Raw genomic sequence first — 13,795 nt, 5'->3', positions numbered from 1 at the left:
GTCCGGACGCCGGAAATCCACCTCTCGCCAGGGGATCAGACAAGAGGGGGCGGATGCCGATCCTCCCGGCATCCGCCCCTCCGACGCTTTTCGCTAGACCGTTCGGTGGGCGGCGTAGTATGCGAGCAGGGCGCGGGTCGAGGCATCCTGAGCCGCGATCGCCGACTCGTCGCCCTCGATCGCGGGCGCGATCTGCAGAGCGAGCTGCTTGCCGAGCTCGACGCCCCACTGGTCGAACGAGTTGACGCCCCAGATGACGCCCTGCGTGAAGGTGATGTGCTCGTACAGCGCGACGAGCTGACCGAGCACGGCGGGGGTCAGCGCGGGCGCGAAGATCGACGTGGTCGGCTTGTTGCCGGCGAAGGTGCGGGCCGCCACGAGCGCGCCTGTCGTGCCCTCTGCCTCCACCTCCGCTGCGGTCTTGCCGAACGCGAGCGCCTTCGTCTGCGCCAGGAAGTTCGACAGGAACAGCCCGTGCACGTCCCGGCCGCCGTCCTCGAGCGGGTACGCGGGGTTCGCGAAGGCGATGAAGTCGGCGGGGATCAGCCGCGTGCCCTGGTGGATGAGCTGGTAGAACGCGTGCTGCCCGTTCGTGCCCGGCTCGCCCCAGAACACCTCGCCGGTGTCGGTGGTGACGGGGGAGCCGTCCCAGCGGACCGACTTGCCGTTGGACTCCATCGTGAGCTGCTGCAGGTAGGCGGCGAAGCGGCTGAGCTGCTGGGCATAGGGAAGGACCGCGTGCGACTGCGCGCCCAGGAAGTTCGAGTACCAGACGTTGAGGAGGCCCATCAGCACGGGCACGTTGCGCTCGAGGGGGGTCGTGCGGACGTGCTCGTCGACGGCGTGGAAGCCGGCCAGGAGCTCGCGGAACACGTCGGGTCCGAGCTCGATCATGAGCGACAGCCCGATGGCGGAGTCCACCGAGTAGCGGCCGCCCACCCAGTCCCAGAAGCCGAACGCGTTCACCGGGTCGATGCCGAAGGCGGCGACCTTGTCGAGCGCGGTCGAGACCGCGACGAAGTGGTGGGCGACGGCATCCGTCTTCTGCTCCTCGGTGCCGTCGATCGCCCCGGAACCCTCGAGCCCGGCCCACAGCCAGTCCCGGGCGAGGCGCGCGTTCGTCAGCGTCTCGAGCGTGGTGAACGTCTTCGACGCGACGATGAAGAGCGTCGTCTCGGGGTCGAGGTCCTTCGTCTTGCTCGCGAGGTCGAAGGGGTCGATGTTCGACACGAAGCGGGCCTGGATCCCGGCCGTCGCGTACGGCTCGAGCGCGGCCGAGATCATGACGGGACCGAGGTCCGATCCGCCGATGCCGATGTTGACGATGTGCGTGACCTTCTTGCCGGTCACGCCGTTCCACTGGCCGGAGCGCACCCGGTCGGCGAAGGCGGTCATCGCCGTCAGCACGGACTGGACGTCGGCGTCGATGTCCTGCCCGTCCACGACGAGGGCCGGCTGCGCGCCCGCGGGGCGCCGCAGCGCCGTGTGGAGCACCGCGCGGTCCTCGGTGGTGTTGATGTGCTCACCGGCGATCATCGCGGCGTAGCGCTCGGCCACCCCCGTCTGCTCCGCCAGGCGCACGAGGGCGGCGAGGATCCCGTCGGTGACGAGGTTCTTCGACAGGTCGACGTGGAGGTCGGCCAGCTCGAAGCTGAGACGCTCCGCGCGGCGGGGATCGATCGCGAACCACTCGCGCAGGTCGGGGGCGAACGAGTCGCGGAGGGAGCTGAGCTCGGCCCAGGCGGACGTGGCGGTGGCATCGACGGGAGCAGTCACGCCACTACCGTACTCGCGCCGGTCGGCGGCACGGTTTCGTGTTGCTCACGGCCGGATCGTGTGCGTTGTGAGTCCGGCCTCCCGTCCGTCGGTGCGCTTCCGGACCACCCGGACGTGCCGCATCCCGCTGCTCGACGGTGTGCCGACGCGATCGTCCGTCCGGGCTCGGTAGCGTTGCGGCGTGGCGGTGAGTCAGTCCCGGAGGGCTCGAGCGGCGCGCCGACGTGCCCGTCGCGTCGCCGCGGCCGACAACGACTTGAGCGTCCAGGAGTGGCGGGCGCTCCTGGAGGCGTGGGGCGCGTGCGCCTACTGCGGCACGGCAGTGGGCCCGTTCCAGAAGGACTGCGTGCTGCCGATCTCGCGCGGCGGCCGGTACACGTTCGAGAACGTCGTGCCGGCGTGCCGCTCGTGCAACGCGAGCAAGTGCAACGACGAGGTGACGGGGTGGCTGCGTCGCAAGCGTCTGGACGAGCGGGCCTTCCTGCTCCGTCACATCGAGGTGCTGGCCGCGTGGCGGGCATCGGCGACGGTGGTCGAGGCGCCGGCCGACGCGCCGGGGGGCTGACGCGCCGGCACTGAGGCTCCGGAGCGCTCCTGAGCATCGACCCCCGGCCCGCCGGGGTGTGCGAAGCGGCCCGCGCGTCCGGGTCGCGCGGGTCGCTCCGCGGGGATGCCCGCTACTGCGCGGCGTACCCGCCGTCGACGAGGTGGTAGCTCCCGCTGACGAAGGTCGCGGCATCCGACGACAGGAACGCGACGAGGTGCGCGACCTCCTGCGGGTCCCCGAGGCGACCGAGCGCGTGCTTGGCCGCGAGGGCGGCCTGCGCGTCGGCGTCGAGGTTGGCGTCGACGAGCGGCGTGTGGATGAAGCCGGGCCCGACGGCGTTGACGCGCACGCCCTGGGCGCCGTACTCCAGCGCGGCGTTCTTGGTGAGTCCGACGACGCCGTGCTTGGCGGTGACGTACGCCGACGACATCGGGATGCCCACCGAGCCGAGCACCGATGAGATGTTCACGATCGACCCGCCGCCGTTCGCGGCGATGGCGGGGGCCTGCGCCCGCGTGCCGTAGAACACCGCATTCAGGTTGATATCGATGACCTTCTGCCACGAGTCGATCGGGTACTCGCCCATCGGCGCTGCCGCGCCGCCGATTCCCGCGTTGTTCACGGCGATCCGCAGCGGGGCCATCGCCTGGGCGGCGTCCACCGCTGCCTGTCCGGCGGCCGGGTCCGCGACGTCGCCCACGAACGCCGCGGCGGTGCCGCCGGCCTGGGCGATCTCCGCGACCACGGCGTCGGCGGCTTCTTGTCGCACGTCGGCGACGAGTACGGCCGCTCCGTTCGCCGCGAGGGTGAGGGCGACCGCCCGGCCGATGCCGGACCCGGCGCCCGTGACGATGGCGGAACGCTCCGCGACATCGTACGTAGCCATGATTACCTCCGTTGGTGGCGTCATTGCGTGGCGCCCTGTGACTTTCCGACATGTGTCGGCTATACATGCCCTAACCTACACCTGTCGGAAAACATTCCCGGAGGCCTGATGGATCCCCGCAAGCGACGCAGCCGCGATCGCCTCTTCGCCGCGGCGCTGGACCTCGCCGCGGGAGAGCCAATCTCGCAGCTGACGGTCACCCGCATCGCCGCAGCCGCGCGCGTGCACCGCTCGACGTTCTACGAGCACGCCGACTCGCCGGAGAGGCTCGTCGAGGAGGCACTCATGGCCGAGCTCGACGCTCTCCGGCGTGAGCTGATGGAGGACCGGTCGGATGCCGCGACCGCCCTCGCGACGGTGACCGAGGGTGTGCTCCGCCACATCCTGCGGCACGCCGACATCTACCGCCGCGAGCTGGCCGACGGCGGCGGAGCCCTGCACGCCATGCTCAGCCGCCATTTCCGAGGCACCACCGAGACGCTGCTCGCGCGCGGTCGCATCGAGCTCGACCTGCCGGTGAAGGACATGCCCGCCGCGACGGTGTCGGACGCGGCCGCCCGGTTCCTCGCCGACGGCACGGTCGGGGTCATCGGCGGCTGGCTGCGGCATCCGGATCCGCGGGTCGAGGACTTCCTGCGCGTGTACACCGCGCTGCTTCCCGCGTGGTGGCCGCACCGATCGGTCGCGTGAACGGCGGAGGACACCGGCGATCGCACCCCGGATCTACTCCTCGGAGACACCTCCGCGGCTGAGGAGCGCGATGCCGTCGAGCACCGCGCGCGTCGTCGCGGCGGCGCCGAGGACACGGAAGTGGCCGGCCGTCGGCACGACGATGTTCGTCGCGCCGTCCAGCGCGCTGCCCTCGGGGATGTGCGGATCCCAGGGCCCGAAGACCGAGACGATACGGCCGTTCACCGACGCGTCGCGCCCGAGGGTCACGATGGTCTCGTCGTCGGGGCGGAAGGCGCGGATGCTCGGGATCACGAAGAGACCCGCCAGCCGCGACCCGCCGAAGGGGGTCGCCACGGCCACGAGACCCAGCACGCCGAGGGGGCGGCCGTCCTCGGTGGTCGCGGCGGCCGCCGCCGCGGGGTCGCCGCCGGTGGCGGCCTCGACCGCCGCACGCGCCGCCGCGCCCGACGAGACGAGCAGGTGCTTGCCGATGAGCCCGCCCTTGCTGTGCGCCACGAGCACCCGGCCCGCGGGAGGAGGCGGCGTGTCGCTCAGGATCCGGCCCAGGATCTCGGCCGTGTGGGGGACGCCGCGTCGGTTGACGCCGAGGCCGTGCACCACCCGCACCCGGTGCCCCGCGCGGGCGAGGGCGTCGCCGAGGGGGCGCAGGAACGTCCAGTGTTCGTAGACGCCGGGCAGCAGATACACCTCCGGCAGCTCCGGGTCGTCCCGGCTCCACGCGGCCGGAGCGGGGCGGGGACGCCCGATGGCCCACGGGAGCGACAGCACCGCGAGCTGGCGTCGCGCCGCGTAGGCGTAGTCCGCCGCCCACCACAGCCCTCGGCGCACCAGCGAGTGCCGCGCGGTCGGGATCGCCTCGCGAGTGGCCGCCATGCGCGAAAGTCTAGGAGGGTGAAGCGGTGGGGTGGGCCGGTGCCGTGCCCGCGGGTGCGCCCCGGACGCCGGTGATCGCCGCCTCGACGACGTTCGCGGCGAGGGCGTCGATCACGCCCGGCGGCTGCCACCGGACCGGACCGTGCACGGCGATCTCGGCGAATCCGTGCACGGACGACCAGCAGGCCCACTCGGCGTAGGGGCGGCGATCGGCCGACAGCGCGCCGGAGTCGACCATCTCGTCGAGCGTCTGCATCAAGAGCCGGAACGGCGCCACGATCTCGTCGTCCAGCGTGACGATGCCGTCGTTGGCGTGCGTGTCCTGCGTGAAGAAGGCGGTCTCGAACCACCCGTTCTCGGCGCGGGCGAAGTCGATGTAGGCGAGACCGACGCGGCGGAGGCGCTCGATCGCGCGGTCGGCCGGCGCGAGGTCGGCGGGCGCGAGCGCGACGCGGTCGGCGATGGCGCGGGCGAGGGCGAGCTGCGCTTCGGCGGCGACGGCTCGCACGAGGGCGTCGCGGTCGCGGAAATGCCGGTACGCGGCGTTCGGCGACACGCCCGCCGCGCGCGTCGCCTCCCGGAGCGTCACGGCGCCCGGGCCGCCGGTGCGGGCGAGCTGCAGCCCCTCCGCGATGAGCGCACGTCGGAGGTCGCCGTGATGATAGGTGCGCGGTGTGATCATTGCGCCGCCCCGCTCGGGTGTGTACGGTGTGAACATTCCATGTGAACGGTGTCCACATTCACTGTATCGCCCACCCCCAGCCCCCCACCGCGAACACGCCGGAGGACCCATGAGCCAGCCGACCCCGGGGCGTGCCGCGCGCTCCGACGAGATGGCGCAGCACACGCCGGGTGAGCGCACGCTGCGCGCGTTCTACCAGGTGCTCGTCAACACCGCGGTGGCCAACGTCACGACGAGCTATCTCTGGTTCGCCCTGACGTTCTGGGTGTACCTCCAGACCCGGTCGGTGCTGGCGACCGCGATCATCGGCGGCTCGTACATGCTCCTGGTCGCCGTGTTCGGCGTGGTCTTCGGCGTGATCGTCGACCGCATGAAGAAGAAGGCCGTGATGCTCCTGTCGAGCGTCGTCACGACGGCCGCCTACCTGGTCGCCGGCGCCCTGTTCCTCGCGTTCCCCGAGAGCACGCTGCTGGACTGGCAGGGGCCGTGGTTCTGGGTGTTCTCGGGCGTGATCCTCCTCGGTGGCGTGGTGGAGAACCTCCGCAACATCGCGCTGTCCACGACCGTGACGCTGCTCGTGCCGGCGGAGCGACGGGACCGGGCCAACGGCCTGGTGGGCGCCGTGCAGGGCATCGCGTTCATGGTGACCAGCGTGTTCTCCGGCCTGTCGATCGGACTCCTCGGCATGGGGTGGACCATCGCGATCGCGATCGCGGCGACCGGCGTGGCGCTCGTTCACCTGCTCTTCGTGCCGATCCCCGAGCGAGGCGTGGCGCACGTCGAGGGCGAGGCGCCGAAGAGCTTCGGCTTCCGCGGCGTCATCCCGGCGGTGATGGCCGTCCCGGGTCTGCTGGCCCTGATCCTGTTCGCCACCTTCAACAATCTCGTGGGCGGCGTCTTCATGGCTCTGATGGACCCGTACGGTCTGACGCTGTTCTCCGTCGAGCTGTGGGGGATCGTGCTGGGCGTGACGAGCTTCGGCTTCATCATCGGCGGTGCACTGGTGGCAAAGTTCGGTCTGGGCAGGAACCCGGTCCGCACGCTGCTGCTCGTGAACATCGGCATCGCGCTGCTCGGCATGACCTTCGCGATCCGCGAGTGGTGGTGGCTGTACGCCCTCGGGATCCTCATCTTCATGAGCCTGATGCCGATCGCCGAGGCCTCGGAGCAGACCATCGTGCAGCGCGTCGTGCCGTATGACAAGCAGGGGCGCGTGTTCGGGTTCGCGGCGAGCGTGGAGTCCGCCGCGGCGCCCGTGTCGGCATTCATCATCGGGCCGGTCGCGCAGTTCTGGCTCATCCCGTACATGGAGTCGCCGCAGGGGCAGGAGAGGTTCGGCTGGCTCCTCGGCGACGGCGAGGCCCGCGGCATCGCGCTCGCGTTCGTCGGCGCGAGCCTGCTGCTGCTCCTGGTCGTGCTGCTCGCCTTCTTCTCCAAGCCGTACCGCGACCTGTCCGCCGCGTACGCCGCGGCCCCGCCGTCGCTGGCCACTGACGACGGTACGTCGGCCCTCGGCCCGCGCGACGAGGACGACGGGGCCGGGGGACCGGACCGCACGCTCGACGCGATCGGCGAGGCCGGAGAGGATCTGCGCTCGGGCCTGCGCTGATCGCGCGACGGCTCCCCGGAGGCAGCTCAGAGCTCGGGCGTGCGCGGCGGCAGTGTCCGGCGCACGCGCAGAACCTCGAACGCGGACGCCCACGCCAGCAACGCGGCGTCGTCGTACGCGCGCCCGGCGATCGTCAGCCCGATGGGCATGCCGATGTCCGCCATCGTGCCCATCGGCACGGTCACCGTCGGGATGCCGAGGTGGCGGATCGCGAGGTTCCCGTTGGCGACCCACACCCCGTTGCGCCAGCTGAGATCGGCGGATGCCACGTTCACGTCCATGTCCGCGCGGCCGACGTCGGCAACGGCCGGGAAGAGCACGGCGTCCAATCCCTGCTGCGACATCCACTCCTCGAGGTCGAGGCGGCGGGTCTCCTCGAGACCGCGGATGCCGCGCTCGATCTCTGGGATGTCGGTGAACGACGCGAACGGGTGCTCTCGCACCTGTGCCGGGTACGTGGCGATGTCGTCGTCGAAACCGGTGTAGCGGTCGGGAAGCGCACCCTCGGGGTGGGGGAAGATGGCGGCGCCGTCGACGTCATCGAGCCGGTCCAGCGAGGGATCGCCGTTCGCCCGGAGGAAGTCGTCCCACGCCCAGGCCGAGAGGTCGACGATCTCGCGCCGGAGGAACTCCTCGGGCACGAGGCCGCGGGTTCTGATGGTCGGCGCGCCGGGGCGGTCGCCCTCGTAGTTCGTGACCGTGGGGAAGTCGACCTCCACGACCTCCGCGCCGGCGGCCTCGAGGTCGCGGCGCGCCTGCTCCCACAGCGACAGCACCGACGGGCGCGTCTCGATGGGGGTTCCGGTGGGGCCGCCGATGCCCCCGGCGGTCCCCGCCTCGGGGTCGGCGCCGATGTACATGCGCGGCACGCCGAACCGGCGCCCGGCCAGGGCGGCCCGCGCCGCATCCGCGTCGGGCGCCGCCAACGCGGGGTAGGACGCGGGGCGTGCGGCCGAGGCATCCGGGATCTGGATCCAGGGCTGCGCCCGCCAGAAGTCGCCCCGGGTCTCTGGGTCGTCGGCGACCAGGACGTCGAGGACTTCGAGCAGGTCGCGCATCGTGCGGGTGTGCGGGACGACGACGTCCATGGTGGGCACGAGCGGCCAGTTGCCGCGCACCGAGATGACGCCGCGCGATGGCGTGTAGGCGCACAGCGCGTTGTACGAGGCGGGCGCGCGGCCGCTCGACCAGGTCTCCTCGCCGAGGCCGAAGGCCGCGAACGAGGCCGCCGTCGCGGTGCCCGAGCCGTTGGACGACCCCGAGCCGAACGCCGAGGTGAGGTAGTCGGCGCTGTAGGGGCTCTCGGCGCGCCCGTACACGCCCCGCTGCATGCCTCCGTTCGCCATCGGGGGCATGTTGGTGAGCCCGAGCAGGATGCAGCCGGCCCCGCGGAGGCGCTCGATCGAGAAGGCGTCCCGCTGGGCGACGAGATCCTGGAACGCGGGCGACCCCGCCGCCACGGTGAGACCCTTCGCCATGAACGAGTCCTTGGCGGTGTACGGGATGCCGTCGAGCGGACCCAGCGTGCGGCCTTCGGCGCGACGGAGATCGGATGCCGCCGCCTCGGCCCGCGCGTCGGGGTTGCGCACGACCACGGCGTTGAGGGCGGTCTCGGTGCCCGTGGCGTCGTACGCGTCGATGCGGGCGAGGTAGGCGTCGACGAGCTCCACGCTCGTCACGGCGCCGGACTCGAGGGCCTCGCGGAGCTCGGCGATCGTCTTCTCGACCACGGGGTACATCAGGTGTCACACCTGGGACTCATGGGGCCACGACCTTCGGCTGCTGCTGGGTGATGCAGTGGATGCCGCCACCGCCGGCGAAGATCTGGCGGGCGTCGACCGTCACGACGCGCCGACCGGGATACGCCGCCCCGAGGATCTCGCGCGCCTGGGCGTCGGCGCGCTCCTCGCCGAAGCCGCAGGCGATCACACCCCCGTTGACGACGAGGTGGTTGACGTAGCTGTAGTCGACGAAGCCCTCGTCGTCGCGGAGGGTCGCGGGGGCGGGCAGGTCGATGATCTCGAATGTGCGGCCGGCGGCATCCGTCTGCTCCGACAGGAACGCGTGCAGCTCGCGCGACACCCCGAAGTCCGGGTGCTCGGGGTTCTGCTGCACATGCAGGAGCACGCGGCCGGGCGTCGGGATCGTGGCCACGATGTCGACGTGCCCGTTCGTGCCGAACGCGTCATAGTCGCGGGTGAGGCCGCGGGGGAGCCACACCACCGTCGTGGCGCCGATGGTGCGGTGAAGCTCCGCCTCGACGCGGGCCTTGTCGGCGAAGGGGTTGCGGCGAGGGTCCAGCTGCACGGTCTCGGTGACGAGCACGGTGCCCTCGCCGTCGACGTGGATGCCGCCGCCCTCGTTCACCAGCAGCGAACTGACGAGGTCGGCCCCCACCAGCTCGGCCGTGAAGCGGGCGTGCTCGGCGGCCCTCGCCCACGACGCCCACGCCGGGGCTCCCCACCCGTTGAACACCCAGTCCACCGCTCCGAGCACGCCCGGGCGCTCGTCGTCGACGACGAAGGTGGGGCCGTGGTCGCGGAACCAGAACTCGTCGACCGGGGTCTCGACGACCTCGATCGCGGAGTCCAGCATGCGCCGCGCGCGCTCGGCCTTGGAGGGATCGGCGAGCATCGTGACCGGCTCGAAGCCGGCGACGGCGTTGGCCACGTCGCTCCATGCCGCGTAGAAGCGCTCCTGCTCGGCGGGATCGTCGCCCAGGGTGGGGCCCTCGTTCGGGAAGGCCATCCAGGTGCGCTCGTGCGGATCGCCCTCGTGCGGCATCCTCCACGCCATCGTCGCGGGTCCCTTCGTGTCGGCGATCGCCGCAGCGCGGCATCCGTGAGCGTCCAGTGATCACTAGAGAAGATATCCATGCGCGAGCCGCCGGCACCACGAGGGTCGTCGCCCGGCCCGCTACCGCGAGCGGATGCCGCGGCGCAAGCCCCTCCAACCGCAGGGCGACCCGGTCGTACGGTCGGGGCAGTGGAAGGAGGGCACCATGACCAGCCAGCCCTATGACGGTCCCATGGACGACGACCGCGACGACGACACCATCCTCGATCCGCTGCTGCGCCCGGACGACGACGATCGCCCGCTGGACTCCGACATCGACGACGACCAGGTCGACAGCGCGGAAGCCGACGAGCGCGCAGCGCGCGAGGGGGAGATCGGCACGGATCAGCTCCCGTGACGACACCCGGCCCGGCCGCCCCGCCGTGCGGGATCCACGCCAGGATGGAAGCATGAGCGCGATCCCCACCGTGATCCTGAACGACGGAGCCTGGTTCCCCGAACTCGGCCTCGGCACCTACAACCTGCGGGGCGAGGAGGGGATCACGGCCATGGTCGCCGCGATCGAAGCCGGCTACCGGCTGCTGGACACCGCGGTCAACTACGAGAACGAGCGCGAGGTCGGCGAGGCGGTCCGCCGCAGCGGCGTCGCGCGCGACAAGATCCTCGTCGCGTCGAAGATCCCCGGCCGGCACCACGGGCGGCAGGAGGCCGTCGACAGCATCAAGGGGTCGCTGGACGCCCTGGGGCTGGACCGCATCGACCTGCATCTCATCCACTGGCCGAACCCGAGCGTCGGCCGGTACGTCGACACGTGGCGGGGCCTGATCGACGCCCGCACGCAGGGGCTGGTGCGCTCGATCGGCGTCTCGAACTTCACGGAGGAGATGCTCACCGAGCTCATCGAGGAGACGGGGGTCGTCCCCGCCGTGAACCAGGTGGAGCTGCATCCGTACTTCCCGCAGGAGGCGCTGCGCGCCTTCCACGCCACGCACGGCATCCGCACCGAGAGCTGGAGCCCGCTCGCGCGTCGCAGTGAGCTGCTCACCGAGCAGCTGGTGCAGGAGCTGGCCACCGTGCACGACGTGACGCCCACGCAGGTGGTCCTGCGGTGGCACACGCAGATCGGCAGCACGCCCATCCCGAAGTCGGTCGACCCCGACCGGCAGCGGGAGAACGCCGACATCTTCGACTTCGCCCTCACCGACGACCAGCTCGCCGCGATCAGCGGTCTGGAGCGCGGTCGGCTGTGGGACGGCGACCCCCTCACGCACGAGGAGATGTAAGCCGGCTCACCCTCTCAGGCGTCAGGAAGGGCGTCCAGCCACTCGGTGTACGTCTGTGTGCCGTGCAGCGCGTCGGGGCCGGGGAGCAGCGCACCGGAGCGGAGCGCGCGCCCCAGGGCGCCGGGGGTGTGCAGCTCGGGCAGCGGGCCGCGGTAGCCGATCGCGTGCGCGTACCGGTGCACCATGTCGGCCAGGCTCTCCTCGCGAGGACCGCCGAGGTCGGTGGCTCGACCTGCGGGATCGTGCTCGGCGAGGTCGACGAGGTGTCGCGCCACCTCGCGCACCGCGATCGGCTGCACGCGTCCGGTCGGGGCGACGTGGGCGCCGGCGTGCGTGCGGTGGAACATCATCGCCGCGTACTCGTGGAACTGCGTCGTGCGCAGGATCGTCCACGGCACCGCGCCGCGCGAGACGAGCCGTTCCTGCGCGAGCTTTCCGGCGTAGTAGCCGTCCGGCGCCGCCTCGGCCCCCACGATCGTCAGCGCGAGGTGATGCGGCACGCCGGCCGCGCGCTCCGCCGAGAGCAGGGTCTTCGTCACCCCCGCGAAGAACATCACCGAGACGTCCGGCCTCGCCGTCACCACGTTCGTGACGTCGATCACCGCGTCCACCCCTTCGAGGGCCGGACCGAGCCCCGCGCCGCTCAGCAGCTCGATCCCGGCACTGCGTGACAGCGCGACGACCCGGTGACCCCGCTCGCGCGCGACCGAGGCGATGTGCGCGCCGGTCATGCCGGTGCCGCCGGCAATCGCGAGTCTCACGGATCCCCCTCGGGTGCGGGTCGTCTGGACTCCCCATCGTGACCGACGGCGGCCGATGCCGCGAGGCCCCGAGCCCGCCGCCCCGAGCCCGCCGCGCCGCAGCCGCGGCGACGTCGTGACGCCGCGACGCCGTGTCAGCGGCGCGCGAGGTCGGCCGAGTCCTCGAGCCAGTCGGCGAAGCTCAGGGTGCCGCGGTCCGCTCCTGGGCCCGGCAGGCCGAGGCCCGCCCGCATGGCCTTCATCTGCGCCCCGGGGAGGGAGACCGAGGGGACCCATCCTCGATGTCCGGCCCGGCGGGCATAGGCCTTCACCATCTGGTCGAGTCGCTCCTCCCGCGGCCCGGCGAAGTCGGCCACGCGGCCGCGCGCAGGGCCGGTCGCGAGCTGCGCCAGGCGGGCTCCCACCTCCCGGGCGGCGATCGGCTGCACCCGCGCCCGCGGGGCCACATGAAGCGGGCCCAGCGTCGCGCGGTCGTACAGCTGCGCGGCGAACTCGTGGAACTGCGTGGCGCGCAGGATCGTCCAGGGCACGTCCCCCGCTTCGACCAGCCGCTCCTGCGCCAGCTTGCCGGCGTAGTAGTCGTGCGGCATGCGCTCGATCCCGACGATCGACAGCACGACCAGCCGTGCGATGCCCAGCCGCTGCGCCGCGTCGAGAAGGCTGCCGGTGGCGGCGTGGAAGAACCGGGTCGCCGCCTCGGCCGACAGCGCGGACACGTTCGCGACGTCCACGATCGCCTCGACCCCCTCGAGCGCGGCGGTGAGCCCCGAGCCGGTGGTGAGATCCGTCCCCCTGCTGCGGCTGAGCACGACGGGCTCGTGGCCGTCGCTCCTCAGCGCGTCGACGACGTGGACGCCCACGGTCCCGGTGCCTCCGGCGACTGCGATCCTCATGACATGTCTCCTCTCGTCCCGCGCGGTCGACGGGAACCTCTCGCCTCTTCGACGACGCAGCACGACAGAATGTGACATGTCGCGCCGCAGACCCGCGTGAGGAGGACGGATGCCGCCCATCGACGTCGACGGCGAGCGGGGGAACCTGCTCGCCGTGTGCTACCGGATGCTGGGCACGGTCGCCGACGCCGAGGACGCGGTGCAGGAGGCGTACGTCCGCTGGCTGCGGCTGCCCGCGGAGGAGCGCGCCGCGATCCGCAACCCCGGAGCGTGGCTGACGCGCGTCGCGGGCCGCGTCTGCCTCGACATGCTGGGGTCGGCGCGCGCCCGGCGTGAGCGCTACGTGGGGGAGTGGCTTCCCGAGCCGGTGCCGGAGGACTCGCCGGTCGCGGCATCCGTTCCCGTCGATCCGGCCGACCGCGTCGCGCTCGACGACTCGGTCTCACTGGCGCTGCTGGTCGTCCTCGAGTCCCTCACGCCCGCCGAGCGGGTGGCGTTCGTGCTGCACGACGTCTTCGGCGTGCCGTTCGACGAGATCGCCGCGACGCTCGGCAGGAGCAGCGCCGCGGTCCGCCGGCTGGCCCTGCACGCACGGCGGAGGGTGCAGGAGCGGCGCGCCGGAGACGCCTCGCGCGCGGAGCACGATGCCGTCGCGCGGGCCTTCGCCGCCGCGACCACCACCGGCGACCTCGACGCGCTCGTCTCGGTGCTCGATCCCGGCGTGGTGCTGCGCTCCGACGGCGGCGGGCGCGCCTCGGCGGCGCTGCGGCCCGTCGCAAGCGCCGATCGCGTGGCGCGGTTCCTCCTCGGGCTGCCGCGTCTCGAGCCGGACGCCGTCCTCCACGCGGTCCAGACGCCCGACGGCCTCGGATTCCTGGCGACGCTCCGCGACGAGCCGAGCGCACACTTCACGCTCCGGGTGCGCGCCGGCCGCATCACGGACGTCTACATCATGCGCAACCCCGACAAGCTCACGCAGTGGTCGTGAGGCGGCGG

Annotated in this window: 14 protein-coding genes; 6 read left to right on the top strand and 8 right to left on the bottom strand. The window is 72.2% G+C overall.

Translation table 11 applies throughout. The annotated features are described in order from the left end of the window. Positions 1–93: 93 nt before the first annotated feature. On the bottom strand, positions 94–1,776 hold the full coding sequence (pgi, locus tag ACWGUG_RS11225) for a glucose-6-phosphate isomerase (RefSeq protein WP_452324705.1): 1,683 nt from the start codon (positions 1,774–1,776) through the stop codon (positions 94–96). Between the two features lie 181 nt (positions 1,777–1,957). Here pgi and ACWGUG_RS11220 point away from each other — a divergent pair, with 181 nt between their 5' ends. After that, positions 1,958–2,341, top strand: coding sequence for an HNH endonuclease (locus tag ACWGUG_RS11220; RefSeq protein ID WP_452324704.1), 384 nt, complete (start codon positions 1,958–1,960; stop codon positions 2,339–2,341). A gap of 112 nt (positions 2,342–2,453) precedes the next feature. Here ACWGUG_RS11220 and ACWGUG_RS11215 read toward each other — a convergent pair whose 3' ends face one another. After that, a complete protein-coding gene (locus ACWGUG_RS11215) occupies positions 2,454–3,209 on the bottom strand; it encodes an SDR family NAD(P)-dependent oxidoreductase (RefSeq protein ID WP_452324703.1) in 756 nt (251 codons plus the stop codon). Positions 3,210–3,317: 108 nt separating this feature from the next. On the opposite strand from ACWGUG_RS11215, the gene ACWGUG_RS11210 reads away from it, so the two are divergent. Next, positions 3,318–3,899 (top strand): TetR/AcrR family transcriptional regulator, encoded by a 582-nt coding sequence (locus tag ACWGUG_RS11210; protein ID WP_336394713.1) that lies wholly within the window; start codon positions 3,318–3,320, stop codon positions 3,897–3,899. 33 nt (positions 3,900–3,932) lie between these two features. On the opposite strand, the gene ACWGUG_RS11205 is transcribed toward ACWGUG_RS11210, so the two are convergent. After that, positions 3,933–4,775 (bottom strand): lipase family protein, encoded by an 843-nt coding sequence (locus ACWGUG_RS11205; protein ID WP_336394714.1) that lies wholly within the window; start codon positions 4,773–4,775, stop codon positions 3,933–3,935. 10 nt (positions 4,776–4,785) lie between these two features. Further along, the gene (locus ACWGUG_RS11200) at positions 4,786–5,457 is read right to left on the bottom strand and encodes a TetR/AcrR family transcriptional regulator (RefSeq protein WP_336394715.1); all 672 of its coding nucleotides are present in this window, start codon (positions 5,455–5,457) and stop codon (positions 4,786–4,788) included. A 109-nt stretch (positions 5,458–5,566) separates the two neighbouring features. On the opposite strand from ACWGUG_RS11200, the gene ACWGUG_RS11195 reads away from it, so the two are divergent. After that, positions 5,567–7,066, top strand: a complete 1,500-nt coding sequence (locus ACWGUG_RS11195; protein ID WP_452324702.1) for an MFS transporter — start codon at positions 5,567–5,569, stop codon at positions 7,064–7,066. A gap of 26 nt (positions 7,067–7,092) precedes the next feature. On the opposite strand, the gene ACWGUG_RS11190 is transcribed toward ACWGUG_RS11195, so the two are convergent. After that, a complete protein-coding gene (locus ACWGUG_RS11190) occupies positions 7,093–8,805 on the bottom strand; it encodes an amidase (protein ID WP_452324701.1) in 1,713 nt (570 codons plus the stop codon). Between the two features lie 19 nt (positions 8,806–8,824). Further along, on the bottom strand, positions 8,825–9,862 hold the full coding sequence (locus ACWGUG_RS11185) for an agmatine deiminase family protein (protein ID WP_452324700.1): 1,038 nt from the start codon (positions 9,860–9,862) through the stop codon (positions 8,825–8,827). A 205-nt stretch (positions 9,863–10,067) separates the two neighbouring features. Between ACWGUG_RS11185 and ACWGUG_RS11180 the strand changes: the two genes are divergently transcribed. Both ACWGUG_RS11180 and ACWGUG_RS11175 read left to right on the top strand, forming a co-directional pair. Further along, positions 10,068–10,259, top strand: coding sequence for a hypothetical protein (locus ACWGUG_RS11180; protein WP_336394719.1), 192 nt, complete (start codon positions 10,068–10,070; stop codon positions 10,257–10,259). A gap of 52 nt (positions 10,260–10,311) precedes the next feature. Next, positions 10,312–11,145: an aldo/keto reductase gene (locus ACWGUG_RS11175; protein ID WP_452324699.1), complete on the top strand. Its 834-nt coding sequence runs from the start codon at positions 10,312–10,314 to the stop codon at positions 11,143–11,145. A 14-nt stretch (positions 11,146–11,159) separates the two neighbouring features. On the opposite strand, the gene ACWGUG_RS11170 is transcribed toward ACWGUG_RS11175, so the two are convergent. After that, positions 11,160–11,906: an SDR family oxidoreductase gene (locus ACWGUG_RS11170; RefSeq protein ID WP_452324698.1), complete on the bottom strand. Its 747-nt coding sequence runs from the start codon at positions 11,904–11,906 to the stop codon at positions 11,160–11,162. A gap of 134 nt (positions 11,907–12,040) precedes the next feature. Further along, positions 12,041–12,799 carry an SDR family oxidoreductase gene (locus ACWGUG_RS11165; RefSeq protein ID WP_452324697.1) on the bottom strand — a complete coding sequence of 253 codons (759 nt, stop codon included), beginning with the start codon at positions 12,797–12,799 and terminating at the stop codon, positions 12,041–12,043. Positions 12,800–12,908: 109 nt separating this feature from the next. Between ACWGUG_RS11165 and sigJ the strand changes: the two genes are divergently transcribed. After that, positions 12,909–13,787, top strand: coding sequence for an RNA polymerase sigma factor SigJ (gene sigJ / locus ACWGUG_RS11160; protein WP_452324696.1), 879 nt, complete (start codon positions 12,909–12,911; stop codon positions 13,785–13,787). Positions 13,788–13,795 lie beyond the last annotated feature (8 nt).

Source organism: Microbacterium sp. NPDC055455, from assembly GCF_053619935.1.
This window is presented reverse-complemented; position numbering and strand designations above follow the sequence as displayed.